The following is a 24,732-nucleotide window of genomic DNA, read 5'->3' on the forward strand; positions in this document are numbered from 1 at the left end:
CGATCTCCGACCCCGGTCTCCGACGCCGATCCCGGCACCCGCTCGCCGGCACCCGCTCGCCGGGACCCGTAGACCCCTTGGGGGCCGAGGGTACTTACTTCGCCGAGTCGGCCGCCTTCACCAGGGCGTCCTTGGTGACGGCGCCGACGTAGACCGTGCCGTCGTCCGTCACGAGGGCGTTGACCAGTCGGGTGGAGAAGACGGTGCCGGAGCCGAACTTGCCGCTCACCTTGTCCCCGAAGGAGCCGAGGAAGCCGCTGAGCGCGCCGCCGGCGTCGGAGCCGAGTTCGGAGTTCAGCTCGGAGTCCGAGGGGACGCCCGCGCCGCCGGTCTCGAAGACGGCCACGGAGTTCCAGCCCTCGCCGATGACCTCGTGGCCCTCGGGAGCCTCGGAACCGGCCGAGCCCTCCAGACCCTCCAGCCCTTCCAGGCCCTTGAAGTCCTTGGCGAAGTCGTCACCCGATCCGCCGATGCCCTCCGGCGCCGCCTCGGCGTCGTCCGCCTCGGTGACCTTCGCACCCTTGGGCGGGGTGAAGTCGAAGGTGGAGGCGGCGGGCTTGGCGAAGCTGACCTGGGTGAAGCCCGCGTCCACGACGGCGGCGCCGCCGCTCGCCGGGGTCAGCGTGAACTTCAGCGGCAGGCCCGTCCCGGCGTCCACCGCCACACTGATCGCGCCGACCGTGGAACCGGACTGCTTCGGCTTGATCACCAGACGGTAGGCGTCGCGGCCGGCCACGTGAACGGTGCCGTCCACCGTCACCGACGTGGTGTCGTCGACGGCCTTGAGGGCTTCCTCGGTGAGGCCCTTGGGCGTGGCGGGAGGGGTCTCGCCGTCGTCCGCGCTCTCGTCGACGGTGGAGTGGTAGACCTCGTTGGAGGCGCTGTCGTACCCCCACACGTCCTTGCCGTCGTGGATGACGCTGTACTCGGCCGCGTTCTCCAGGAGGGAGAGCTTCTGCCGGTCCGGGCCGTCGGCGGCGACGCGCAGGGTGTGCGTGCCGGAGGCCAGTTCGGTGAGCCTGGTGGACGGATCGGCGGACGATCCGTCACCGCCGCCCGTGGCGCCCGAGAGCAGTCCGCTCTCCAGCCCGCCGAGGTCGGGCAGGCCCAGGTCGGTGGTGATCTTCACCGTGCCGGACAGCTGCTCGACGTCCGCCGCGGCGATCTTGTCGAGGAGCTGGGCCGCGGTGATCTTCGGCAGGTCGGGGTCGCCGGAATCGGCGAGCGCCGGGACCAGCCCGATCGTCGCCGCCGCGATACCCACCACGGTGACCGGGACGACGTACCGCACGGCCTTGCGCCGCCCGACGCGCAGGTCGTCTGCCTCCCCGGCGGTCGTGTTGTCGTCGGTTGCGTTCGGTGCCATGTGTGCCTTACCTCCGTCGTCGGCGGCGGCTGGTCATCTCACGAGTGAACGTCCCCACCCCGAGCCGCCATTGTCACCCGAATCGGTGAGGAGTGGTGCTTTCCGTGGTGTCCATCTGACCAAATCGGCCGTGGCGAAGCGTCACCCCGAGGACTCAACTCCGTGTACGCCTCCGGTATGACACCCGGGGCGGTGACTCACCCGGGACCCGTAGGGGTCGGCCCCCGAACGGTCCCCGAGCGGCCCCCGGACGGCACACGGACACCCCTGGACGACACGCGGACGGCACCCAGACACCCTCGGACGGCACGTGGCAGGCGCACGACAGACACACAGCAGGCAGCGACAGGGCGGCAGCCCCGAAGCAGCGGCCCCGAAGCGTCAGCCCCGATACGGCAGGGCCGACACGGCAGGGCCGGGCTCACCCCGCCCGGTGCACCACCGCATCGCACAGTTCCGTCAGCGCGGCCTTCGCGTCGCACTCCGGGAGCGGGGCCAGCGCGGCGCGCGCCTCCTCCGCGTAGCGCACGGTGTCCCGGCGGGCCCGCTCCAGTGCCGGGTGGTTCCGCAGGGCGGCGACGGCCTCGGCGAGCCTGGCGTCGTCGGTGAGGTCGGAGTCGAGCAGCTCGCACAGCGCGATGTCCTCGGGCAGCGACAGCTGCGCGGCCCGTTCCCGCAGTCGCAGCACCGGGAGCGTCGGCACGCCCTCCCGCAGGTCCGTGCCGGGCGTCTTGCCCGACTCGCGGGAGTCGGAGGCGATGTCGAGTACGTCGTCCGCCAGCTGGAAGGCGACCCCGAGCCGCTCCCCGTACTGGGTGAGCACGTCGACGACCGTGTCGTCGGCGCCGGACATCATCGCGCCGAAGCGGCAGGACACCGCCACCAGGGAGCCGGTCTTGCCGCCGAGCACGTCGAGGTAGTGCTCGACGGGGTCACGGCCGTCGACCGGGCCGGCGGTCTCCAGGATCTGGCCCGTGACCAGCCGCTCGAACGCCTCTGCCTGGACCCGTACGGCCTCGGGGCCGAGGTCGGCCAGGATGTGCGAGGCGCGAGCGAAGAGGAAATCACCCGTGAGGACGGCGAGCGAGTTGCCCCAGCGGGCGTTGGCGCTGGGCACCCCGCGCCGCACGGCCGCCTCGTCCATGACGTCGTCGTGGTAGAGGGTCGCCAGATGGGTCAGCTCGACCACCACGGCCGACGGCACGACCCCCGGCGCGTACCGGTCGCCGAAGCGCGCGGCGAGCATCACGAGCAGCGGACGGAACCGCTTGCCCCCTGCCCTCAGGAGGTGCTGCGCGGCCTCCGTGATGAACGGGACCTCACTCTTGGTGGCCTCGAGCAAGCCTTCCTCGACAGCCGCCAATCCGGCCTGGACATCGGCTTCCAGAGCCTGGTCCCGCACGCTCAGCCCGAACGGCTCGACGACGGTCACGAGGAGTCTCCTGTCTGCTGGTGTCTAGTGCGATGACGCGGTTTGTCGATAGGTCTCTGCGCTCACTCAAGTCAGCGTATCCGGTCACGTTTCGATCACCGATAGCCCCCACGTCCCCCGGGCCCGAATGCACTCGCCCGGGAGGCGCCCCCCTCAGGCCGGGCCGTGTCGGATCACGACCGATATGTTTCTGATCAGACGATATGAATAGACATTCATCGCAAATCCAAGGAGTGGAATACGAGGGCCCGACCGGACGCGACCCTTTGCATTGCGATTGAGGTTATTGCCCGATTCGCACCTCTTGTGGAAGTCGGTGAGTTGGCTCACTCCACCCACCCGCTCCACCCCGACCGGGTACCCCCCGACTCCTTGTACAACTCAGGCGAGTTGAAGCTTTGCATCCACAAAGGATCAAGCACCCCATAGGTAACAGACCAAGGTCAATAGGACTGATCTGTGAATTCGCCACTTGTTCCGGACATGTGCTCTCGCATACGTTCCCGGCCTGTCGGGCGGACGCCGAATCCTGCCACCGCCTCGGCACCCACCTAGAACACGTGGCAGGAGCGGGGGAACCAGGTAAGTCGCCGGATCCGGATGTCTCAGGACATATCGGTACGGCTTGGGGTGAAGTCGCGTCCTTCCGGGCGCGGCCGGGCATCTCCCGCCCGAACCCGACAGCTCACCTCGCAGGCGCCGGAGAGGACATTCGTCATGCCTGCTGCCACTCAGCCCCGCCGTGCCCGCCGTCTCGCCCGCACCCTCGCCGTGGCCGCCACCGGCGCCGCCGTGCTCGCCCTTCCGCTCATCGGCGCGAGCACCGCCTCGGCCGCCCCGACGACCGGCACGGCCCCCGGCGCGATCGGCGTCACCGGCTACCCCAACAACCTCGACGGGTGGATCCGGGAGTCGCTCGCGATCATGGCCCTGAAGGGCATCCCGGGCAGCTACGACGGCATCCACCGCAACATCATGCGTGAGTCGTCGGGCAACCCGGCCGCCATCAACCTGTGGGACTCCAACGCGGCCAAGGGCACCCCGTCCAAGGGCCTGCTCCAGGTGATCGACCCGACGTTCCAGGCGTACCACGTGGCGGGCACCTCGTTCGACCCGTTCGACCCGGTCGCGAACATCACCGCGGCGTGCAACTACGCGGCCGCGCGTTACGGCTCGATCGACAACGTGTTCGGCGCGTACTGAGCCCGACGCCGCACGACCCCGCACCGCTCCGTCCGGCCCTGCCCGACCCCTCCCGATCCCGCTCCGCTCTGCCCTGACGTGCCCTGACCCGCTTTCAGGGATAGAGACGTTCGAGGACGACGGCCACGCCGTCGTCCTCGTTCGACGTGGTCACCTCGTCGGCCACCGCCTTGAGTTCGGGGTGGGCGTTGGCCATCGCCACACCGTGCCCGGCCCAGTCGAACATCGGGATGTCGTTGGGCATGTCGCCGAAGGCGACGGTGTCCCGCGGGCTCGCACCCAGGTGTTCGGCGGCCAGGGCCAGGCCCGTCGCCTTGGTGATGCCGCACGGCTGGAGTTCCACCGTGCCCGGACCCGACATGGTCACGGTGGCCAGCGAGCCGACCACCGAGCGGGCCGTGGCCGCCAACTCGTCGTCGGACAGGGCGGGATGGCGCAGCAGCACCTTGCTGATCGGCTCGCACCACAGGTCGTCGCGGGAGCCGACGCGCAGGGCCGGCAGGGTCGGATGCGGCATCCGGTAGCCCGGCTCGATGAGGGTGAGCCCGTCGACCCCGTCCTGGTCGACGGCCGCGTACACCTGCCCGACCTCGGCCTCGATCTTGCCGAGCGCGGTCTCCGCCAACTCCCGGTCCAGGGTGACCGACCAGAGCAGACGGTTCGCGCCGGCGTCGTACAACTGCGCGCCCTGTCCGCACACCGCGAGCCCCCTGCTGTGCAGGCGGTCGAGCAACGGCCTGACGCGGGGCGCCGGTCGGCCGGTCACCACCAGGTGGCGTACGCCGGCGGCCGCCACCCGCGCGAGCGCGTCGAGCGACCGGTCGGAGAACGTGTCGTCGCCGCGGAGCAGCGTTCCGTCCAAGTCGGTGGCGATGAGGGAGTACGCGGTGCGCGCGGCATATGCGGTGGGTGCGGCCATGATCAGAGAATACGGATCCCGCACCCGTCGGACTCGACGCGAACCGGACGAGGACGAAGTCCGGTCTCCTTCTGCCAACTCCCCTTCCACAGTTGACCGGAGACGCCCACCGGTCCTTCGGCCGACCCCGGTGGAGGCCGCCCGGCGCATCACTCCGTCGCGAACCACGCGCGCGCGAGCGCTTCCGGCGTTCCCTCGGCGGGCGCGCCCAACTCCCGCAGATACCAGGGGAGGTTGCTGTACACGTGCAGCAGTGTGTACGCGAGGAGGGTGGACGGCTCGAAGGTGTGGCCGTACGCCCGGGACAGGAGCGCCAGCAGGTCCGGTCGGCCACGGGTGACGAACAGGCCGACGCCCACGAAGTCGTAGGCGCGGTCGCCGATCATGGCGGGTTCGAAGTCGAACAGCCCGGTCAGCCGCCAGCCGTCGGGGTCGACCAGGAGGTGCTGCCGCATGACCTCGGTGTGCAGCAGCGACGGGTGCGGGGCGCGGGGCAGGGGGACCGAGGCGAGGAAGTCCGGGATCTGCTCCAGCCAGTGCTCCGGCAGCCCGTGCGCGCGCTGCCGCTCGACGGCACCGGCGCGCTGCCGGTCCAGGAAGGCCCCCCAGTCGCCCGGGCCGAGGACGTCCCCGAGGGGCGCGGGGTCGAGCGCGTGCAGGGCCGCCAGCGTCTCGCCGACCTCGCCGACGATCCGCTCCTGGTCACCGCGCGGCACCCGGTCCCAGACGGCGGCCAGGTTCTCGCCCGCCAGCCGGGACATCAGCACGTACTGCCAGCCGTTCTCGTACGCTCCGAAGTCCCGCACCCGTGGGGTCGGCACCGGCAGCCGGTCCTGGAGGTGGGTGAGGACGCGGCCCTCCGCGACGCCGTCCTGGGCGGCGGCTCCGGGGAACAGCTTCAGTACGTGGGTGTCGCCGACCGCGTAGACCGGCTGCGACCCGTCCGGGAACCGGGTCAGGGGGGCACCGGCGAGGCCCAGGCGGGCGCAGAGGTCCGCCGCGCCCGGGCGCATCACCGTCTCGTCGGGGACGATCTCGTTCCAGTCCTCGTCCGTCTCCACCTCGGGCAGCATGATCGCGACCGTAGGGGGGCGGGGAGGGGCGGGCAACGGGATTTCGGCCTGTCGTTCCCGCACGGAAGCGGGACCGGTCCGTCACCCCGTGCCGGAACGGCTCGTCGCTCGGTGCGAGACCGGCCCGTCACCCCCAGGTGGTGCCCGCGGGTTCCTTGATCGTGGTGTTGATGCGGTTGAACAAGTTGGTGACCGCGATGGTGAGGATCAGCGCGGACAGCTCCCGCTCGTCGAAGTGGTCGGCCGCCTCGTCCCACAGCGCGTCCGGCACGGACTCGTGGGAGCGGTCCGCGAGCCGGGTGACCGACTCCGTGAGCTGGAGCGCGGCGCGCTCGGCGTCGTCGTAGAAGGGCGCGTCGCGCCAGGCGGTGACGGAGGCGATGCGCTCCTCGCTCGCGCCCGCCTTCCGCAGGTTCTGCACATGCCCGTGGACGCACGCCCCGCAACCGTTGATCTGGCTGGCGCGCAGCCCGACCAGCTCCTGCACCTCCTGCGACAGACCGCTCTCGCCGATCGCCTGGAAGATGCCGCCGATGCCCTTCAGCGCGCCGGGGAGGACGTACGCGGGGTTCTTCATCCGAGCCTGCATGGCCGGTCTCCTTCATTCGGTCCGTCTTATTGCCTTCACCGCACTGACGGACCGGACGCGGGAGATGTGACGGCGACGGGACACTTTTTCGAAAAAGCCGGTTGTGGCGCATCGTCGGGTACAGACCGGTTAAAGGCCTCTGCACCGATTGGCAACAACATGGCCCGCTACCTACCGCACGCCCGGTCTGGAGCGGTACCGTCCAGGTGTCCAGGGGGGACTTGATCGGGGGGTCAGGTTGAGCAGTGGGCGCATTCGTGTGCTGAGTCCGAAGGATCTCGGCGAGGGGGAACGGGAACGGTGGCGCGCACTGCGTGCCGCGTCGACCGCACCGCGCAACCCCTTCATGGAACCGGAGTTCACCGACGCCGTCGGCCGGGTACGGCCGCGGGCGCGGATCGCGGTGGTGTACGAGGGGCGTGAGCCGGTCGGCTTCCTGCCCCATGAGCGCGGGCTGTTCGGCCAGGGCCAGGCCCTCGCGTACGGCGTCTCCGACGCACAGGGTGCCGTCCTGGCACCGGGCCTCGGGCTGAACGCCGACGAGCTGATGCGGGGAAGCTCCCTGACGAGCTTCGCCTTCGACAACCTGGAGGCGGAACAAGGGCTGTTGGTGCCGCATTCGGCCGCCGAGTACACCGCCTACGTCATCGACATAGAGAAGGGCTACGAGACGTACGAGTCCGTGTTGCGGGCCCAGTCGCCGAAGTTCCTGAAGACCACCCTCGCCAAGGAGCGCAGGCTCGGCCGGCAGGTCGGGGAGCTGCGGTTCGTGTTCGACGAACGCGACCCGGCCGCGCTGCGCACGCTCATGGCGTGGAAGTCGGCGCAGTACCGCAGGACCGGCCGCCGCGACCGGTTCGCGCAGAGCTGGATCACCCGGCTCGTGCACACCCTGCACGAGACGCGCGCGCCGGAGTGCGCCGGCACGCTGTCCGTCCTGTACGCCGGGGACAAGCCGATCGCCGCACACTTCGGCCTGCGGTCGTCGACCGTCCTGGCGTGCTGGTTCCCGTCCTACGACACGGAGTACTCGAAGTACTCGCCCGGTCTGGTGCTGCATCTGCGGATGGCCGAGGCGGCCGCCGCCGAGGGGATCGGGCTGCTCGACCTGGGGCGGGGCGCGGCCGAGTACAAGGACTCGCTGAAGACCGGGGAGATCCCCGTGTACGAGGGGGCGTGGACGCGTCCGGGGGTGGGCGCCGCGCTCTACTGGCTCAGCCGTGAGCCGTCCCGGCGCGCGCACCACTTCGTGCGCAGCCGGCCCAGGCTCGCCGCGGCGGCCGCACGGACCTTGAAGGGGGCGGGCCGGCTGCGCCGGTCCTGACGGTCACCACGCTCAGGAACCAGGGGGGTTCATGTTCCGCTTCCGCGCGAGACGCGTACGACAGGAGATAGACCGGTTCCTCGACATCGGGGCGGTGCAGGTCGCCGAACTCGAACTCGACGGCGGGGGCGTCCTGCGCCCCGGCCCCGGCAGCCCGGCCGTCACACACGGCGAGGTGTTCGTGCTGGTCAGGAGGGGCGGCCGGCCCGTGGGGACGCTGCTCGGGCGGGTGCCCGAGGGGGCCGACCCGAAGGCGGTGCTGGTCGCTCTGGCCACCCGTGAGCACGGCGGCGAGCCCGTCGCGAGCGTCTCGGCGCTCACCGTCCCCTCCACCACCGTCGTCATCGCGACGCGCGAGCGGGCCGACCGGCTCGCCCACGCGCTGGACTCGATGCTCGCCCAGGACCACCCGGACTTCGAGATCGTCGTCGTGGACAACGCGCCCGTGACGGACGCGACCCGGGAGCTGGTCGAGCGCAAGTACGCCGAGCGGGTGCGGTACGTGACCGAGCCGGTGCCCGGTCTCGCCATGGCCCACAACAAGGGCATCGAGGCCGCACGGGGCGAGGTGATCGCCTTCACCGACGACGACGTGATCGCCGACCCGCGCTGGCTCACCGCGCTCACCGCGCCCTTCGCGGCCGACCCCGGTCTCGGCTGCGCCACCGGACTGATCCTGCCGGCCCGGCTGCGCACGCCCGCCCAGGTCCTCCTGGAGAGCCACGGCGGTTTCGCGAAGGGCTTCACGGCCCGCACCTACGACCCGTACGACCCGCCCGCCGACGAACCGCTCTTCCCGTTCACCGCGGGCCGCTTCGGCTCCGGAGCCAACATGGCCTTCCGTACGGCGGTGCTGCGGGCGGTGGGCGGATTCGACCCGGCGACCGGCGCGGGCACGCTCGCGCGCGGCGGCGACGACCTGTACGGGTTCGTCCGCGTCCTCGCGCAGGGGCACCGGCTCCACTACACCCCGCAGGCCCTGGTCTGGCACCACCACCGGGAGACCTGGCGGGACCTGGAGACCCAGGCGTACGGCTACGGCGCCGGCCTCACCGCCTATCTCACGGCGATCCTGGTCAACAAGCCCGCACTGCTCCCCGCGTTCCTGGCGCGGCTGCCTCGGGGGGCGGCGTACGCGCGGACGTTGACGGCGAGCCGGGGGGCGGGGAGTACGCCTGGGGAGGCGCCGGGGAGCACGGAGAGCGCAGAGAGCGCAGAGAGTGCGGTAGGCGTGGGGAGTGCGGGAAGCGTGGGGAGTGCGCCGGGTGGGCACGACGCCCGTACGCATGCCTGGCCGCGGCGGCTGTCGCGGTTGCAGCGGCGGGGGATGCTGTACGGGCCGGTGGGGTATCTGCGGGCGCGTCGGGTCCTGCGAGCCTCGCTCCGGAACCCGGGTGCGGCTGCGGCCTCCGGTGCGGCTCCCGGCCCCCGTACGGCTGGCATCCCCGATACGGCAGCCGGCCCCGGTACGGCCGCCGCCGCAAGACCCGTCGGCGCTTCCGAGGAGTCCCGGTGACCGCCGGGGAGTTCGGGGAGGCCGGGGTGGCCCGGCTCGGTGCCGTGCCGGTGTTCCTCTATCACGCCGTGATGGAGGATCCGCCGGACTGGATCGCCGAGTTCACCGTCACGCCGAAGCAGTTCGGCGAGCATCTCGACGCCGTCGTCGACAGCGGCCGTACGCCCGTCACCATCAGCGCGCTCGCCGACCACCTCGCGGGGCGGGCGCCGCTGCCGGCGCGCCCGGTACTGCTCACCTTCGACGACGGCTTCGCCGACCTGCCCGGGCCGACCGCCGAGGCGCTGGCGGGGCGTGGCCTGTCCGCCACCGCCTACCTCACCACCGGCGCCATCGCCCCCGGCGGACGCAGTCTGCTGCCGCCGGCGCCCATGATGGCGTTGCGGGACGCGGTCCGGCTGGAGCAGTCCGGCATGGAGGTCGGCAGCCACACCGTCACACACGCCCAGCTGGACACCCTCGCGCCCCGGGCCCTGACGCACGAGCTGCGCACGTCCCGCTCGGTGCTGGAGGACGCCCTCGGCCATCGCGTCCGCCATCTCGCCTACCCGCACGGCTACAACAGCGGCCGGGTGCGCCGCACGGCGGCCGCCGCCGGGTACGAGACCGCCACCGCCGTACGCCACGCGCTCAGTTCGGACCGCGACGAGCACTACCGCATCGCCCGGCTGATCGTGCGCCGCGGCCATACCCTCACCGAGGTCGAGGACTGGCTGGCGGGCCGCGGGGCGCGGGTCGCGCCGTACCGCGACAGTGCGAAGACGGTCGCGTGGCGCTGGTACCGCAGGGCCCGCGCGACGGTGCGCGGACCCGTCTTCGCCGGCTGAACCGTCCGCACCGTCGGCGCGAACCCGGTCTCCGTCCGTCGCCCGGCCCCGCCGGCCAGGCCGCGTCCGGCCTAGCCCAGCGGCTGGTTGAAGTAGGGGTCGGAGACCGCCTTGCGCAGGCTGCTCCACGCCCGGTCGTTGGCCACCGCCAGATCGCAGTGCGGGCCGGGGTCCCGGTAGTTCCATTGCAGGGCGGCCTTCACGCCCGTGAGGCCCTTCAGGACTCCCGGCACCTCGGCGTACCACTCGGCCTGCCGGTCCGGCCGCGACGGATCGTCCGCGGTGCCGAACTCGGAGAGCATCAGCGGTTTGTCGTCGGAGATGTTCTTGCGGATCCAGTCGTGGGTGGCCCGCTGGGTCTGCGCGAAGGAGAGCCAGCCGGTCGTGTGGCACCGGTAGTAGTTGTACTGGTTGTAGGCGACCCAGTCGACGTAGTCGTCACCGGGGTACATGCGCTTGATCAGGTCGGCGTGTGCCAGATAGCCCGTGGTGATCCAGGTCCACACCACGTTGGTCACACCCAGCTCCCGGAACCGGTCGTGGATGTGCCGGTACGCCCTGACGTAGTCCTCCGGGGTGCCGTTGGCCGGGGTGCGGGTGTCCATCTCCAGGTCGAAGGAGAGGAACACCTTCTTCCCGTACTTCTTGACGCGCCGGGCCTGTACGTCGATGACCGACGCGTCCAGCTCGCCGTCCGCGATCTGCTTCCAGGTGGGCTGCTGGGCCTTGCCGCCGCCCCACCACTTGCTCTCCCAGGAGAGCAGCAGCAGATGGTCGTCGGCGGCCACGCGCTGTTCCTCCTCGGTCAGCAACTGCCCTTCCAGCCGGGACCCTTGGACCAGTGACATGTCGTGGTACGTGTACACGATGTCGAGCTTGCGGCCGATCCGCCGTTCGTAGTCGCGGACCTTCTCGGACAGGTTTCCCTTGTGGTGCGGCACGAACGCCCCGAACCAGGCCCCGCAGGGCGGCTCCAGCAACGCGGTCGGCGTGCAGGCCCCGCCCATCGCGGCGGGCCGCGACGCGATGTCCTGCCCGTCCCCGGAGCCGTCCGACAGTTCGTCATGGATGAGGAGTACGGCGGTCAGGACCGCGCACAGGAGCGTGGCGACCGCCAGCTGGAGACGCCGGTCGGCGTACCAGCGGGCGGGCCGGCCGGTGGGCGGGCGGTTCGGTCGTCGGTGGCGGTGGGCGCGTTTCCGGTGGCCAAAAGGGTGAGGCAACCTCACAGAGCAGTACCCTTCACAGTCCTCGGCGGGGAGGCACGCAGCCGCGGGCAGAACCCGGCGACGGTGGTGAGCAGCGTCAGTGTCAGCAGGACGCGCTGCGCGCTGAAGGCATGCGTGGCGATAAACACCGTCGCGACGAGCAGGACGACGGCCACGCTCAGGAAGACGATCAGCATCAGCCGCTCCAGCAGGTCGGAGTGGCGTTCGAAGGCCGGGTCCCTGCGCTCGACGGGCCCCTCGGCGGGGCGCGCGGAGAGCGCGGGCCCGCAGATTCTGACGAGGGCGGCGCCCGGCCCCGCCGCCAGGAAGACGATCATCGCCGCGCCCCGCAGCTCGGATCCGGCGGGCAGCGCCAGCGCGGAGAGCGCCAGCCAGCCACCGAACGGGGGCAGCATCCGCACCACGAGTTCCTGTGGGGTCATCGGCCCGCCTCCTTCGCTTCCGGTGCTTCCTTCGGTTCCGGTGCTTCCTTCGCGCTCTTCAGGGTGTACGCCGATCCGGCGCTGTTCCCGGCCACCCGCTCGAACAGCGGGGAGGCGGCGACGGACTTCTCGATGCGGTCCAACTGGGCGCGAGTGAGCAGCCCGTTCATCTCGGCGTCGGCGAACTGGCCCTGGGTGAACAGGAGATAGGCGCGGCCCGGCGCCTCCACGGAAGCCATGTCGCGGGCGAGGGTGGCCGCCGGTTCGCCGACGATCAGGTCGACGTGCTGCCGGGCGTCGTCGAGGAACCAGTAGTGGTCCACCCGCCAGTAGTCGGCGAACGCGAGCGGGTAGTTGCGGTCGGCGGCGACGACCAGGGAGCCGTCGGGCGCCTTGTCGACGACCTGCCGCACCAGGTCGACCTCGGCCTGCGGGAAGTGGCTGATGCGGTCCTTGCCGGAGTAGCTCGGCACGAACGCGAGCGTGCCGGCGAGAAGCGCGACCAGGGGCAGCCAGACGAACCGGCGGCGTTCGGGCCGGGCCCCCTGCGCCTCGACGGCGGCCAGGGTCCGCACCTGGGGCAGCAGCGCCGCCGCGGCGAAGAAGGCGGCGCCGGGCAGCATGAACATCAGCACCCGGAAGATCATCTCGCTGCCGTAGCTGCTCGCCGCGAACATCGGCAGCGGGGCCAGCGCGAGCAGCAGCAGGGGCAGGGCGCGGTGGCGCAGCACCGGCTGGCGCAGCACGCCGGCCACCGCGAGCAACAGCACCGAGCCCGACAGCAGCCGGGCCACCCAGGACGTGGTCACCGCGCCGGTGCCGGTCGGGGTCGCGCCGTACCCGGTGGCGACGTTGCCCCCGATGTCGCCGATGGAGCGGAGCATGTCCGGCATCGTGGCGGACAGGAAGGGCAGCGCGGCCGTGAGACACCAGGCCAGGAAGATCACGGCGGTGGTGATCAGCGGGACCTTGTCGCGGTAGTGGCGGGCGAAGAACAGCACGGCGAGGGATGCCACGAGCATGCCCGGGGTGAGCTGGTGCGAGATGACGATGGCCACGACCAGCAGGGTGAGCAGGACCGTCCACACGGCCTGCCGCTGGCCGCCGCCCGCGCCGCCGACGCCGGAACCACCGACGCCCGGACGGCCGGCGCCCGGACCATTGGCGCCCGAGCCGCCGTCGGCGTACCGGCGCAGGACGATGGCGAGGACGCCGAGGTGCAGGGCGAAGGCCACGGACTGGGGCGAGAAGTAGTCCTGGCCCACCCAGTTGGCGACGCAGAAGAGCCAGACCGCCAGCCAGACCAGCCGCCGGTCCTCGGTGAAGGTGCGGTAGATCAGCAGCAGCGGAAGGAGGAGCAGCAGGCTGGAGACCAGTGGCCACCAGGCCATGAACTGGGCGGCGGAGTCCACTCCGAGCAGTTTCACCAGCGCGGCCTGCGCGGCGAAGAAGCCGGGCCACTGGTCGTAGACGGCCATGTCGCCGAGGACGTCCGCGTTCTGGAGCCGGCCGGCCGTCAGCAGGTGGTCGACGACCGCGTCGTGCTTCCACGCCCACGCGTAGAGCGGGGTCGGGTAGACGACGGCCTGGGTGGCGCGCTCCATCACCAGCAGCCCGACGACGTACGCCGGTGCCCAGGCGGGGTGGCGGTGCGGGCCGCGCAGGGTGAACCAGAAGCCGGCCGTGAGCAGCGCCAGTCCGGCCCAGAACGTGGGGTGCAACGCGCCGACCAGGCCGAAGTCACCGAGGTCGGAGACGTCGGTGTGGGTCACCGCGTAGCCCCACAGGGCCAGCGAGGCGAGCAGTGCGGCGGCCGGCCACAGTGCGGAGCCCCGCCAGGGGCGGGCGGGCGGCAGGTCGGAGAGGTCCGTCACCGACTCACCGCCTGCCGGACCGTGGGACTCCTGGGTGGCGGTGGTGCCGGGCGGTGGCGCGCTCGCCGTACCGCGCGCGCTCGCCAGGTCGGCGCCCGGACCCGGTACAGGCTCCGGTTCTGATCTCTCCCTCGGTGTGACTGGCGGACGCACGACGGTTCCCCCCTGGCGTTCGACTCTGAAGCGTGATCAGTCGCTGGTGCGGGTGCCGGTTCTGCCGTTCACGGGTGAGACAGCGGGTGTCTCGGGCGGGGCGGGTGCCCCGGCTGAGGCAGGTGCCCCGGCTGAGGCGAGTGCCCCGGGCGGGGCGGGTGCCTCGGGTGAACGGCGTGGATCGCGGCCGGGCTCCGCCGACGGCTCGGCACGGTGGAGCGACAGGAGCAGGACAAGCAGGAACAGCAGGAACAGCAGGGGCAGCGCGACCGGGGCGAGCGCCTCGCGCCCCGCCCAGCCCCCCACGGCGGCGAGGAAGACGACCCCCCAGCGTGCCGCCCACGGCAGCCGCTCGCCCAGTCGGGTGAGCAGCCGCCACCACAGGACGAGCGACAGCAGCAGACAGACCGGCGGCACCCAGCGCAGCAGCGGCTCGGGCCCGGACAGGCCCAGAGTCTGCGCGAAGAAGCCAGCCGTTTGCGTATAGAACGTCCCGTGGAGTGCCGTTGGTTCCCGCCCGAACGCCACCGGTACGGAGTACAGCGCGAGGGCGACGGCCGTCAGCGCGGTACCGGGCAGCCAGGGCTCGCGGCGCACGGACAGGGTGACCGTGGCGACGAACAGCACGAGCAGCGCCGCTCCGGCGGCGACGGCCGCCGGGGGCAGCAGTTCGAGCAACTCCCGCCCGTCCAGCGGCGTGGCGAGGGTGCCCGTGACGCCGCCGAGCCACGGCAGGTCGCGCAGCGCCCACCCGAAGGCCGCCGCCGCCACGCCGAGCAAGCCCCACAGCCCGGCACGCAGCGGCCGCTGCCACCGCTCGGACCAGATCCCGTTCCCCTCGTACGCGGGCACCGGCTCGCTCGGCCGGACGGCCTCCTCGGGCTGCGCTCCCGGCTTCTGGGGCCGGACGATCACCATGAGGGTGTCCGCCGCCAGCGCCTCCCGCTCATAGCCGGGACGCCCTATGAACAGCGCGACCGTGTCCTCGTCGGACGCCCCGTGCTCGGAGGCGGCCCGGCGGGCCCAGTTCGTGCCGTACCCGGCGGTGGCGTTGAGCCGGGCCCAGCGGGTGCCGTACGCCGGATCGGGGTCACCGTCGGCCGGAACGGGCACCCGGTCGGCGGGGACCGCGGGCACCCCGTCGGTCTCGCGCAGCGCCCTGCGCAGTCCCACCACCGAGACGACGGCGATCAGCGTCATGCTCAGCAGCACCGCCCAGCCCGCGCCCGCGATGCCGGCCGAGCCGAACAGCACGGCCGCGCTGCCCAGCACCAGCGTGCACATGGCGCCCTGGAGCGCGGCGAGCACTCCGGTGCGGCCCTGCACACGCAGCACGCCGATGTACAGCTCGACCACGACCCGGGGCAGCGCTCCGGCGGCCAGCAGCCGCAGCACGGTGGTGCCGTGTTCGGCGTAGTCCTCGTCGAACGGCGTCAGGATCTGCGGGGCGAACAGCACCAGCACCAGCACCACCGGCACCAGCAGCAGCGTCATCCGGCGCAGCGCGCCGCGCACCCCGTCGGCGAGGTGGCGCGGGTCGTGCGAGGCGTGCGCGGTGAGCGAGGAGGCCATGTTGATGGCCATGAACTCCATCGTCCCGCCGACCGTGTACGCCACGTAGAAGTAGCCGTTCTCGGCCGCGCTGAAGCGGACCGCGACCATCACCGGCAACAGGTTGATCATGGCCAGGCTGAACAGCGCGCCCAGCGAGTCCCCGGCCAGGAAGCGGCCCATCTCGCGCAGCCTCGGCGGCTCCAGGTCGCGGTCGGCGGCGACCTGGCGCGGGATCAGCCTGCGGAAGATCAGCCAGCCGAGCGGCAGCGTCGAGAGCGCGATCGCGGCGGCCCAGGACACGAAGATGCCGAGCACCGGCAGCGCGGAGGCGAAGACGGCCAGCAGGATCAGCTTGCCGACCGAGAACACCGCGTTGCCGACGGGCACCCAGCCCGATCTGCGCAGCCCGGTCAGCACACCGTCCTGGAGCGTGAGCAGCGCCCACGCCACACAGGCGACGACGAACGCCGCCCCCGCGGCCGGCGTGCCCAGCGGCGCGTACGACGCGCCCCACAGGTCGAGGGTGAGCAGGAAGACGAACGCGGCGATGGCCACGACCACCGAACTCGCCGCGTACGCCCGCCACACCAGCGAGCCCGTGTGCCGTCCCGCGCGCGGCACGAAACGGACCACCGCGCCGATCATCGTCGTGGCCGTGATACTGGCGAGCAGCCGCATCGCGGCGATCGCGGCGGACCCCTGGCCCACGGCCTCCTCGGTGTAGTAGCGGGCGGCCACCAGCCAGAACCCGAGGCCCAGCACGGCGGAGACACCGGTGCTGAGCATCAGGAAGTAGGCGTTCCTGAACAGGGAGTCCGGGCCGCGGGTGCTGTCGGCCGGCTTCGGGCCGGTCGCCTCCTTTCCGGCGGACGGCGCCGCGCGCTCGGGAGCCTCGATCTCGGCCTGCGTCTCAGCCACGGGTCGGTCCCAGCCCTCCCGGTACCTCGGCCGGCCGTGCCTTGGACTCGTCGAGCGCCTCGACGACCTGCCGGGCCCGCAGCGGGTCCACGGGCAGCGCGTGCCGCGCGAACCAGCGGGCCCCGGCCGGATCCGGCGACGGGTCGGTGAACCCGTCACCCGCGTAGTCGTCCAGCGGCGGGTCATAGAGGTACCCGACGACGATGCCCCGCCGCGCGAGCGCCGCCCGCGCCGCGTCCCGGTCCGCCACGAACAGGGGCACCCGGAAGAGCGGTTGGGCACGGACCGGCCCGACCCGGCTGTGCGGCCTGGCCCACGGCGTGGACAGCAGCCGTTCCGTACCGGCCAGGCAGGCGGTCAGCACCCCGTCCAGACGGTCCAGCTTGCGCTCGATGCGCCCGAGGCGGAGCGGCCCGGACCGCAGCCGGTAGTCGTGCATGTCGACCCGGACCCAGGGGTCGTGCGCGGTGAGGTCCGGCGCCGCGCCGACGGCACGGGCCAGTTCCTCCGGGCGCAGCGGCATCCGGATCTCCTCGCGCTCCATCAGCCCGAGCAGTCGCATCGTGGCCCAGGCGGCCCGCCGCAGCCCCAGCCCGCGCACAGCGGCCTCCGCGTACGGCCGGACCGTGTAGGCGAGTTCCGCCGTGGGCCGGCCCGGCAGCAGCAGGTCCTCGCAGGTCTTCTCCAGGGCCTCGCGCAGCCCCGGGTCGGCGAAGGACAGGAAACCCCCGGCCTTGGCGCCGACATGCTTGGACAGGCTGAAAACGGAGGCGTCGCCCCAGGCGCCGACCGGGCGGCCGCCGACCTGGGTGCCGATCGCGTGGGCACCGTCCTCGAACAGCGGGATGCCCAGCTCGTCGCACTTCTGCCGCAGGCGCGGCGCGTCGTCCGGGTTGCCGTACAGATTCGTCGTGAGCACCGCGGACAGCGATCCCCACATGTCGTCGGGGACGGCGTCGACGTCGATCGACGCGTCCAGCGGGTTCAGCGGTGCCTGCACGGGCCTGAGGCCCGCCGCGAGCACCACGAAGAAGATCACGTCGTCGTTGACCGGCGACATCAGCACGCGTCCGCCGGGCGGGCACCAGTGGCGCAAGGCCACGAACAGCCCGAATCTGCACGACGGTACGTACACGCATTCCCGGCCGAGTCTGCCGCGCATGGTCTCTTCCAGCCGCTTCGGCCGTGAACCATGCCGCGCCGACCCGAGGCCGGCCTCCCCAATGGCCATCCGCCCCCCAGTTGTGCCATGGGAAGGCCCCCTCCCCGAGGCCTTCCAGCACCCGCTCAGAGTGTCCCTGTTCGCACCGCTCCGTCAAGATTGCGGTCCATTTCGAAGGCGACTTCCGGTAGGCAAGCGGAAGCGGAGAGCCATCGGCGGCGGGTCCCGGACGGGGCCCGAAACCCGCCGCACCTGGTACGTACCGTGCCACTCCCCCGAGGTCGGCCGTAACGTGTGCCGCGGCCCGGCACACGGACCGAACAACCGCACGAGCCCGCGCACGTACCGGCGCACGAAAGAGAGGCAGCACCCCATGCCCCCCTTCGACCTCACCGAGGGCGACCCCTTCGGCCCGCACAACCTTCCGTACGGCGTGTTCTCCCTCGCCGGCGACACGGAGCGGACCGTCGGTGTCCGGCTCGGCGACCATGTCCTCGACGCGGCCGCGGCGGCCCGCGCCCTCCGCTCGCCGCACGCCGCCCTCCTCGCGCACCCCACCCTCAACCCGCTGCTGGCGGCGGGCCGTACGACCTGGTCGGAGGTACGGCGGGCGCTCACGGAGTGGGTGACGGACCCCGCCCACCGGGCCACCGTCGAGCCGCTCTTCCACCCGCTGTCCGAGGTGACCCTGCACCTGCCCTTCGAGGTCGCCGACTACGTCGACTTCTACTCCTCCGAGCACCACGCCAGGAACGCGGGCGCGATCTTCCGCCCGGCCGGCGGCGACAGCCTGCTGCCCAACTGGAAGCACCTGCCGATCGGCTACCACGGCCGCGCCGGCACGGTCGTGGTCTCCGGCACGGACGTCGTCCGCCCCTCGGGCCAGCGCAAGGCGCCCTCCGACCCGGCCCCCGTCTTCGGCCCGTCCGCGCGGCTCGACATCGAGGCCGAGGTCGGCTTCGTCGTCGGTGTGCCCTCGTCGCACGGCACGCCGGTCGCGCTGGCCGACTTCCGCGAGCACGTCTTCGGGCTCTGCCTGCTGAACGACTGGTCGGCCCGCGACATCCAGGCCTGGGAGTACGTCCCCCTCGGCCCGTTCCTCGCCAAGTCCTTCGCCACCTCGGTCTCGGCGTGGATCACCCCGCTGGAGGCCCTGGAGGAGGCCCGGGTGGCACCCCCGGAGCGCACCCACCCGCTCCTGCCGTACCTGGACGACGCGGCCACCGAGCCCGCCAGCTACGACTTGCGCATCTCCTTCGCCCTCAACGGTCACGTCGTCTCCGAGCCGCCCTTCTCCTCCATGTACTGGACGGCCGCCCAGCAGCTCGCCCACCTCACGGTCAACGGCGCCTCCCTGCGCACCGGCGACCTGTACGGCTCGGGCACCGTGAGCGGACCCGCCGAGCACGAGCGCGGTTCCCTCCTGGAACTGACCTGGAACGGCCGCGACGCCCTCGAACTCCCCGACGGCAAGCGCACGTTCCTGGAGGACGGCGATGTCGTCACCCTGTCGGCCTGGGCCCCGGGGCCGGGCGGACTGCGGGTGGGCCTGGGCGAGGTGAGCGGACGGATCGTGGCCGGGTGAGACCGGGTGCGGGGCCGGCGGGGAACCACCTCGGGCCGAGGCCGCTCCTGCGCGGGCGGCGGGACTTGAGGCCACGGACGGGCCGCCGGTCACGAGGCGACCGTATGCCGCCGGCGGGCTGACTCCGGCGGCCCCCGCCGTCATACTGGCGGCGGGCACGGTCCCCGCACCGGGCCCGCAGCCCACCGGCGTCGGCACGGGAACCGGCGCCGGCACCGGCACGCGCGCCCGACGTACGGCCCCGCGCCGCCTGCTCCACCCCCTCCGACCAGGATCCGGAGCCCCTGGCATGACCGTCTGTCTGCTCCTGCTGAGCGTCGTCGCCCTGACGGCCGCCGTGCCGGCCCCGCGCGCGCTGACCCGGGCGAAGTGGCCCGAGCGGGATCCGGTGGTCGGGCTGTGGGTGTGGCAGTGCCTGGTCGCCACGGTCCTGCTGTGCTGCCTGACCGCCCTGGTGCTGGGCGCCGCCACCGTCTTCCACACCGTCCGCGCCCAGGTGTTCGCCCCCGCGCCGGCCGCCGTGACGGAGGCGTACGACCTCTCAGCCGCCTCCCCCTGGGCCGCGGCGCTCACCCTGCTGCTGGCCTGCGGGGCGGCCTGGACGACCGCGATGCTGGCCCGCGAACTGGTCGAGGCCCGCCGGCGTCGCGGCCAGGCCCGCGCCCACCTGCGGGAGCGTGCCCCCGACCTGCCGGCCGGACTGCCGTCCGCCCGGGGCCCGCTGCTCGTGCTGGAGGACGAGTACCCCGACGCCTGGTGGATGCCCGGCAATCCGCCCCAGCTGATCGTGACCACCGGCGCCCTGCACCGCCTCACCTCCCACCAGCTGGACGCCGTCCTCACCCATGAGCGGGGCCACGCCCGCGCCCACCACGACTGGCTGCTCCACCTCTCGACCGCCCTCGCCACCGGCTTCCCCCGTATCCCGCTCTTCGCCCATTTCTGCGACCAGACCCACCGGCTGGTCGAACTCGCCGCGGACGACACCGCCTCCCGGCGCTGCGGTCACCTGACCACCGCGCTCGCCCTGATCGAGCTGAACCAGCACCGAGGCGTCCTGTCCTGCGCCTCCAGCCACCGGCTCCTCGGTGAACGGGTCGACCGTCTCCTCGAGCCGCCCCCGCGCCTGCTCCGCCGCCACCGGGCCCTGACGACGACGGTGGCCGCACTGGTCCCGCTGCTGCCCCTGCTGATCACCTTCGCGCCGGGCCTGACGGCTCTCGCCTAGGGGCCGCCGGGGGCATGGGGCGGCCGGACACGGACACCGGGCGGCCAGGCCGGTCCGGTCGGCCCGGTCGGCCCGGTCGGCCCGAGCAGCCCGACCGCGATGGCGGAACAGTGGCGCGGCGGTGGCAGATCTTGCCCCTCCTCGTGGAGGAACCCCAGCTCAGCGAGGTACCTGACGGTCCGGAGACTGGCGCAACACTTCCGCAACACCACTATTCCTATCGGGTAGATATGGTCCGACCATGCCGCCCACCGACCGCATCCGAGACCACGCCGGACAAGGCGCGACCACCGTCGCCGCCCACCGCGCGCGGCGCCGACTGCGTGCCGACGCGGCCCGGCAGCTCGCCGATCTGCTCCGCCGCCAACTGCTCACCGGCGGCTTCCCGGACGGCACGCTCCCCCACGAGTCGACCCTCGCCGCCGAGTACCGGGCCTCCCGGAACACCGTGCGCCAGGCCCTCGACCTCCTGCGCGCCGAAGGGCTGGTGGAACGCCTGCCCGGGGTGGGCACCGTGGTGGTCGCCGAGAAGTACCCGCACGGCCTGGACCGGCTGATGGGACTCGCGGAGACCCTGCGCGAACACGGCCGCGTCACCAACGAGGTCCGCACCATGGGCCCCGTCGCCGCGCCGGCTCCCGTCGCCGACCGCCTCCGGACGGCGCCCGGCTCCGACGTCCTCTACATCGAACGTCTGCGCCGCCTCAACGGCCTCCCCCTCTCGCTCGACCTCACCTACATCCCGCTCGACATCGGTGCCGACCTGCTCGGCGCCGACCTGGAGAACAACGACGTCTTCCGCCTCCTGGAAGCCATCACCGGCCGGCGGCTCGGCCACGCCGAGATCACCCTGGAGGCGGTGAACGCGGACGCCAACTCCGCCGCCGTCCTCGAAGCACCGCGCGGCGCCGCCGTCCTCATGCTGGAACGCCTGACCCATCTCGCCGACGGCCGCCCGGTCGATCTGGAGTTCATCCGCTTCCGCGGCGACCGCATCTCGATGAGCGGCCTCCTGCACCGCTCCCTCTGACCCAATCCCCTCCCCCGCTCCCTCGCGCCCTTCACCCCTTCACCCCTTCATCGTCCGGCGGGACCCCAGCGGTTCACCGCCTCACGGGATTTCTCAGAATTTCTCGGGACTTTTCTGGAGACAGCCATGGCCTTGGTGCCCCAGCGGGCCGACGTGCCCGTGACCATCGACGAGTCGAAGTGCATCGACGGCTGCACCCTCTGCGTGGACATGTGCCCGCTGGACTCCCTCGCCATCGACGAGAGCAACGGCAAGGCGTACATGCACGTCGACGAGTGCTGGTACTGCGGCCCGTGCGCGGCCCGCTGTCCCACCGGAGCCGTCACGGTCAACATGCCCTACCTGCTCCGGTGAAAGGCCCGAATCCCATGAAGCTCCCCTCACTCGCGATCGCCGCGTGCGCCACCCTCCTCCTGCCGCTCACCGCCTGCGGCGGCAGCGCCCGGGCCGGTGACGGCTCCACGGTCACCGTCACCGTCGGCTACCAGTCCAAGACCATCAACACCGTCACGGCCGGTACCCTCCTGCGCTCCCTCGGCTCCTTCGAGAAGCAGCTCGACGCCCTGGGCGACGGCACCCGGTACAAGGTGGACTGGCAGGACTACGCGACCGGCGCCCCCATCACCGCGCAGATGACCGCCGGGAAGATCGACATCGGCTCGATGGGCGACTTCCCGCTCCTCATCAACGCGGCCCGCGGCAAGCAACTGGGCGCACCCACCCACCTGGTCTCGGTCACCGGCTACAACCTCCGCGGCGGCCTCAACACCATCGTCACCGCACCCGACTCCAAGCTCACCTCCCTCGACGACCTCAAGGGCAAGAAGGTCTCCACGAGCGTCGGCTCCGCGGCCGACGGCACCCTCGTGCGCGCCCTTCAGCGGGCCGGCATCGACCCGGTCGACGGCATCGAGAAGCTCAACCAGCAGCCGGCCGTGGGCGCCTCCGCCCTCTCCGCGGGCAGCGCCGACGCCCTCTCGCAGTTCGTCGCCTGGCCCGGCCTGCTCGCCTACCAGGGCAAGGCGAAAGCCCTGTACGACGGCGCCCAGCTGAACCTGCCCACCTTCCACGGTGTCACCGCCCGCGAGGACTTCGCCAAAAAGCGCCCCGCCGTCCTGGAGGCCTTCCTCAAGGCCCAGGCGGAGGCCACCGACTACCTCGACGCACACCCCGTGGCCGCCGCCGAGAAGGTCGCCGAGGCCACCGGCCTGCCCGCCGAGGTCGTCTACCTCTACAACGGCGCCCACGGCATCTCCACCTTCGACCCGGCCGTCAAGCCGCAGCTCGTCGACGCCCTGAAGGAGGACGTGTCGGTCCTGAAGGCGGCGAAGCTCACCGGGGACATCGACGTGGACTCCTTCGTCGACGACCGGTACGTGCGCAAGGCGCTCGGCTCGTCGTACGCGAAGCGGCTCGCCGCCGCGCCCGCACCGGCCGCGAGCGAGGTCTGGCCCCGGGACGCCGAGCAGACCCTCACCTTCGCCACACCCGCCGAACTGCTCGCCTACACCGCCCGGCACAAGGACGGCGTCCGCGCCGCGTACGTCCCCGACGCCACCACCGGCACCCTGTGGTTCGCCGACCGGGCGGTCTGGGTGGCCGACGGCGAGGACCTGCTGCCGTTCGTCGCCCCGTCGACCGCGCGGGCCTACGTCGACGCCCACGGCGGGGCCCGCGTCATCACGTACGCCGACGCGCTGGGGCGGCAGTCATGACCCGCTACGCGCTGCGGGTGGCCTCCGTGGCGGCCGCCCTCGGGCTCTGGCAGCTGCTGACCAGCCGGAACATCGACATCTGGCTGCGCTTCTCGCAGTTCCCCACGGTCGCCGACGTGGCCCGCGCCTTCGCCGGCCGGCTGAGCGGCGAGGACTACTGGACCGACCTCACCGACAGCCTCACCCGGATCCTCACCGGCTTCCTGCTGGCCGCCGTCCTCGGCGTGGCCACCGGCGTGCTCGTGGCGCGCTCGCGGCTCGCCGAGGACCTGCTCGGCCCGCTCCTCGAGGTGGTCCGGCCCATCCCCGCCATCGCGCTCGTGCCCGTCGCGATCCTCCTCTTCCCCTCCAACGAACAAGGCATCGTCTTCATCACCTTCACCGCCGCCTTCTTCCCCGTCCTGGTCTCCACCCGGCACACGGTCCGCGCGCTCAACCCCGTCTGGGAGGAGGCGGTCAGCACCCTCGGCGGCGGCCGGTGGCGGATCCTCGGCTCGGTCGTGCTGCCCGGCGCGCTGCCCGGCATCTTCGGCGGCCTGTCCGTAGGCATCGGCGTGTCGTGGATCTGCGTGATCTCCGCCGAGATGATCTCCGGCCAGTACGGCGTCGGCTACCGCACGTGGCAGGACTACACGGTCGTCGACTACCCGGGCGTGTTCGTCGGCATGGTCACCATCGGCGTCCTCGGCTGGGCCACCTCCACGGCCGTGGAACTCCTCGGCCGCCGCCTCACCCACTGGCTGCCGCGCACCTCGTACGTCCCCGGCCCCCGGGCCGCGCGCACGGCGCGCGGCACCGCCACCCCCGTACCGGCCGGTCCCGGGCCGGAGAAGGGCGTGCCCCATGACCAGCTCGTCTGACGTCCGCCCGCAGTCCCGCGCCGGCGCGGGACTCGCCCTGCGGGACGCCACCCTCGGACGCCCGGGTGTGCCCGTACTGCACGGCGTCGACCTGGCGGTCGCCCCCGGGGAGATCCTCACCGTCGTCGGCCCCTCCGGCTGCGGCAAGTCCACCCTGCTGCGTACCCTGGCCGGACTGCTGTCCCCGCTCGACGGGGAGGTCACCCAGGACGCACACCCGCTGACCGGCCCCGGCGCCGATCGCGCCCTGGTCTTCCAGGAGGACGCCCTCCTGCCCTGGCGCACCCTGCGGGCCAACGTCGAACTCCCGCTGGCCATTCGCGGACTGCCGCGCCCCGAACGCCGGGCCCGGGCCGAGTCGTGGCTGGCCAGCGTCGGACTCGCCGAGCACACCCGGAAGCTGCCGCACCGCGTCTCCGGCGGCCAGCGCCAGCGAGCCCAGCTCGCCCGTGCCCTGGCCGGAGCGCCCCGCGCCGTCCTCATGGACGAACCGTTCGGCGCACTCGACGCCCAGACCCGGGCCGGCATGCAGGATCTGCTGGTCGAGGTGTTGCGCGGCACGGGCGCCACCGTCGTCTTCGTCACCCACGACGTGGACGAGGCCCTGTTCCTCGGCGACCGCGTGGCCCTCCTCGGCGCGGGCCGCGTCACCGCCGTACGGGACGTACCGCGCCCGCGGGACCGCGCCGCGCACGACGAACCCGCGCGCGTGGCCCTGCGACGCGACGTCCTGACCTCACCGAGCATCTGAGA

The 24,732-nt window shown here is 72.4% G+C and carries 21 protein-coding genes and 1 riboswitch; of the genes, 11 read left to right on the plus strand and 10 right to left on the minus strand.

The window, feature by feature from the left end:
- Window positions 1–94 precede the first annotated feature (94 nt).
- Entirely contained in the window at window positions 95–1,366 is a 1,272-nt protein-coding gene (locus tag IE275_RS18495; RefSeq protein ID WP_189712418.1) for a LolA family protein, read from the minus strand.
- A 421-nt stretch (window positions 1,367–1,787) separates the two neighbouring features.
- Window positions 1,788–2,798, minus strand: a complete 1,011-nt coding sequence (locus IE275_RS18500; RefSeq protein WP_189712419.1) for a polyprenyl synthetase family protein — start codon at window positions 2,796–2,798, stop codon at window positions 1,788–1,790.
- Between the two features lie 526 nt (window positions 2,799–3,324).
- Window positions 3,325–3,512: riboswitch (cyclic di-AMP (ydaO/yuaA leader) on the plus strand.
- A 3-nt stretch (window positions 3,513–3,515) separates the two neighbouring features.
- On the opposite strand from IE275_RS18500, the gene IE275_RS18505 reads away from it, so the two are divergent.
- A complete protein-coding gene (locus IE275_RS18505; protein WP_189712420.1) occupies window positions 3,516–4,001 on the plus strand; it encodes a transglycosylase SLT domain-containing protein in 486 nt (161 codons plus the stop codon).
- A 94-nt stretch (window positions 4,002–4,095) separates the two neighbouring features.
- Here IE275_RS18505 and IE275_RS18510 read toward each other — a convergent pair whose 3' ends face one another.
- The 3 genes from IE275_RS18510 to IE275_RS18520 all read right to left on the minus strand — a co-directional run bounded on the left by IE275_RS18510 (window position 4,096) and on the right by IE275_RS18520 (window position 6,582).
- Complete coding sequence (locus IE275_RS18510) at window positions 4,096–4,920, minus strand: HAD family hydrolase (protein ID WP_189712421.1); 825 nt, start codon at window positions 4,918–4,920, stop codon at window positions 4,096–4,098.
- 149 nt (window positions 4,921–5,069) lie between these two features.
- The gene (locus IE275_RS18515; protein WP_189712422.1) at window positions 5,070–5,993 is read right to left on the minus strand and encodes an aminoglycoside phosphotransferase family protein; all 924 of its coding nucleotides are present in this window, start codon (window positions 5,991–5,993) and stop codon (window positions 5,070–5,072) included.
- Between the two features lie 127 nt (window positions 5,994–6,120).
- Complete coding sequence (locus IE275_RS18520; protein WP_189712423.1) at window positions 6,121–6,582, minus strand: carboxymuconolactone decarboxylase family protein; 462 nt, start codon at window positions 6,580–6,582, stop codon at window positions 6,121–6,123.
- Between the two features lie 253 nt (window positions 6,583–6,835).
- On the opposite strand from IE275_RS18520, the gene IE275_RS18525 reads away from it, so the two are divergent.
- The 3 genes from IE275_RS18525 (at window position 6,836) to IE275_RS18535 (ending at window position 10,249) form a co-directional block, all read left to right on the plus strand.
- Entirely contained in the window at window positions 6,836–7,906 is a 1,071-nt protein-coding gene (locus IE275_RS18525; protein WP_373299252.1) for a GNAT family N-acetyltransferase, read from the plus strand.
- Between the two features lie 31 nt (window positions 7,907–7,937).
- On the plus strand, window positions 7,938–9,422 hold the full coding sequence (locus IE275_RS18530) for a glycosyltransferase family 2 protein (RefSeq protein WP_189712425.1): 1,485 nt from the start codon (window positions 7,938–7,940) through the stop codon (window positions 9,420–9,422).
- Between the two features lie 71 nt (window positions 9,423–9,493).
- Complete coding sequence (locus IE275_RS18535; protein ID WP_189712582.1) at window positions 9,494–10,249, plus strand: polysaccharide deacetylase family protein; 756 nt, start codon at window positions 9,494–9,496, stop codon at window positions 10,247–10,249.
- A 71-nt stretch (window positions 10,250–10,320) separates the two neighbouring features.
- On the opposite strand, the gene IE275_RS18540 is transcribed toward IE275_RS18535, so the two are convergent.
- The 5 genes from IE275_RS18540 to IE275_RS18560 all read right to left on the minus strand — a co-directional run bounded on the left by IE275_RS18540 (window position 10,321) and on the right by IE275_RS18560 (window position 17,630).
- Window positions 10,321–11,478 carry a glycosyl hydrolase gene (locus IE275_RS18540; RefSeq protein WP_373299247.1) on the minus strand — a complete coding sequence of 386 codons (1,158 nt, stop codon included), beginning with the start codon at window positions 11,476–11,478 and terminating at the stop codon, window positions 10,321–10,323.
- A complete protein-coding gene (locus IE275_RS18545) occupies window positions 11,475–11,900 on the minus strand; it encodes a hypothetical protein (protein WP_189712426.1) in 426 nt (141 codons plus the stop codon). The genes IE275_RS18540 and IE275_RS18545 overlap by 4 nt, the downstream gene beginning before the upstream one ends.
- Complete coding sequence (locus IE275_RS18550; protein ID WP_189712427.1) at window positions 11,897–13,774, minus strand: glycosyltransferase; 1,878 nt, start codon at window positions 13,772–13,774, stop codon at window positions 11,897–11,899. The genes IE275_RS18545 and IE275_RS18550 overlap by 4 nt, the downstream gene beginning before the upstream one ends.
- A gap of 189 nt (window positions 13,775–13,963) precedes the next feature.
- Window positions 13,964–16,399, minus strand: a complete 2,436-nt coding sequence (locus tag IE275_RS18555) for a lipopolysaccharide biosynthesis protein (RefSeq protein ID WP_189712428.1) — start codon at window positions 16,397–16,399, stop codon at window positions 13,964–13,966.
- A complete protein-coding gene (locus tag IE275_RS18560) occupies window positions 16,392–17,630 on the minus strand; it encodes a DegT/DnrJ/EryC1/StrS family aminotransferase (RefSeq protein WP_189712429.1) in 1,239 nt (412 codons plus the stop codon). Before IE275_RS18560 ends, IE275_RS18555 begins: the two co-directional genes overlap by 8 nt.
- Window positions 17,631–17,934: 304 nt before the next feature.
- Between IE275_RS18560 and fahA the strand changes: the two genes are divergently transcribed.
- The 7 genes from fahA (at window position 17,935) to IE275_RS18595 (ending at window position 24,730) form a co-directional block, all read left to right on the plus strand.
- Window positions 17,935–19,146: a fumarylacetoacetase gene (fahA, locus tag IE275_RS18565; protein ID WP_189712430.1), complete on the plus strand. Its 1,212-nt coding sequence runs from the start codon at window positions 17,935–17,937 to the stop codon at window positions 19,144–19,146.
- A 289-nt stretch (window positions 19,147–19,435) separates the two neighbouring features.
- The gene (locus IE275_RS18570) at window positions 19,436–20,374 is read left to right on the plus strand and encodes a M56 family metallopeptidase (protein ID WP_189712431.1); all 939 of its coding nucleotides are present in this window, start codon (window positions 19,436–19,438) and stop codon (window positions 20,372–20,374) included.
- Window positions 20,375–20,615: 241 nt separating this feature from the next.
- Window positions 20,616–21,404, plus strand: coding sequence for a GntR family transcriptional regulator (locus IE275_RS18575; RefSeq protein WP_189712432.1), 789 nt, complete (start codon window positions 20,616–20,618; stop codon window positions 21,402–21,404).
- Window positions 21,405–21,530: 126 nt separating this feature from the next.
- On the plus strand, window positions 21,531–21,758 hold the full coding sequence (locus IE275_RS18580) for a 4Fe-4S dicluster domain-containing protein (protein WP_085208013.1): 228 nt from the start codon (window positions 21,531–21,533) through the stop codon (window positions 21,756–21,758).
- A 14-nt stretch (window positions 21,759–21,772) separates the two neighbouring features.
- Entirely contained in the window at window positions 21,773–23,119 is a 1,347-nt protein-coding gene (locus tag IE275_RS18585) for an ABC transporter substrate-binding protein (protein ID WP_189712433.1), read from the plus strand.
- Window positions 23,116–23,979 carry an ABC transporter permease gene (locus IE275_RS18590; protein ID WP_189712434.1) on the plus strand — a complete coding sequence of 288 codons (864 nt, stop codon included), beginning with the start codon at window positions 23,116–23,118 and terminating at the stop codon, window positions 23,977–23,979. The genes IE275_RS18585 and IE275_RS18590 overlap by 4 nt, the downstream gene beginning before the upstream one ends.
- Window positions 23,963–24,730: an ABC transporter ATP-binding protein gene (locus tag IE275_RS18595; protein WP_189712435.1), complete on the plus strand. Its 768-nt coding sequence runs from the start codon at window positions 23,963–23,965 to the stop codon at window positions 24,728–24,730. The genes IE275_RS18590 and IE275_RS18595 overlap by 17 nt, the downstream gene beginning before the upstream one ends.
- Window positions 24,731–24,732 lie beyond the last annotated feature (2 nt).

This window comes from Streptomyces phaeofaciens (assembly GCF_014648915.1).
Lineage (GTDB): Bacteria > Actinomycetota > Actinomycetes > Streptomycetales > Streptomycetaceae > Streptomyces > Streptomyces phaeofaciens.

What these genes read in the sequence shown, in the direction of transcription:
- IE275_RS18590 (WP_189712434.1), top strand. Translation starts at nt 23,116, where the DNA reads ATGACCCGCTACGCGCTGCGGGTGGCCTCCGTGGCGGCCGCCCTCGGG.
- IE275_RS18570 (WP_189712431.1), top strand. Translation starts at nt 19,436, where the DNA reads ATGACCGTCTGTCTGCTCCTGCTGAGCGTCGTCGCCCTGACGGCCGCC.
- IE275_RS18520 (WP_189712423.1), bottom strand. Translation starts at nt 6,582, where the DNA reads ATGCAGGCTCGGATGAAGAACCCCGCGTACGTCCTCCCCGGCGCGCTG.
- IE275_RS18595 (WP_189712435.1), top strand. Translation starts at nt 23,963, where the DNA reads ATGACCAGCTCGTCTGACGTCCGCCCGCAGTCCCGCGCCGGCGCGGGA.
- IE275_RS18510 (WP_189712421.1), bottom strand. Translation starts at nt 4,920, where the DNA reads ATGGCCGCACCCACCGCATATGCCGCGCGCACCGCGTACTCCCTCATC.
- IE275_RS18545 (WP_189712426.1), bottom strand. Translation starts at nt 11,900, where the DNA reads ATGACCCCACAGGAACTCGTGGTGCGGATGCTGCCCCCGTTCGGTGGC.
- IE275_RS18575 (WP_189712432.1), top strand. Translation starts at nt 20,616, where the DNA reads ATGCCGCCCACCGACCGCATCCGAGACCACGCCGGACAAGGCGCGACC.
- IE275_RS18505 (WP_189712420.1), top strand. Translation starts at nt 3,516, where the DNA reads ATGCCTGCTGCCACTCAGCCCCGCCGTGCCCGCCGTCTCGCCCGCACC.
- fahA (WP_189712430.1), top strand. Translation starts at nt 17,935, where the DNA reads ATGCCCCCCTTCGACCTCACCGAGGGCGACCCCTTCGGCCCGCACAAC.
- IE275_RS18530 (WP_189712425.1), top strand. Translation starts at nt 7,938, where the DNA reads ATGTTCCGCTTCCGCGCGAGACGCGTACGACAGGAGATAGACCGGTTC.
- IE275_RS18535 (WP_189712582.1), top strand. Translation starts at nt 9,494, where the DNA reads ATGGAGGATCCGCCGGACTGGATCGCCGAGTTCACCGTCACGCCGAAG.
- IE275_RS18560 (WP_189712429.1), bottom strand. Translation starts at nt 17,630, where the DNA reads ATGGCCATTGGGGAGGCCGGCCTCGGGTCGGCGCGGCATGGTTCACGG.
- IE275_RS18515 (WP_189712422.1), bottom strand. Translation starts at nt 5,993, where the DNA reads ATGCTGCCCGAGGTGGAGACGGACGAGGACTGGAACGAGATCGTCCCC.
- IE275_RS18580 (WP_085208013.1), top strand. Translation starts at nt 21,531, where the DNA reads ATGGCCTTGGTGCCCCAGCGGGCCGACGTGCCCGTGACCATCGACGAG.
- IE275_RS18585 (WP_189712433.1), top strand. Translation starts at nt 21,773, where the DNA reads ATGAAGCTCCCCTCACTCGCGATCGCCGCGTGCGCCACCCTCCTCCTG.
- IE275_RS18495 (WP_189712418.1), bottom strand. Translation starts at nt 1,366, where the DNA reads ATGGCACCGAACGCAACCGACGACAACACGACCGCCGGGGAGGCAGAC.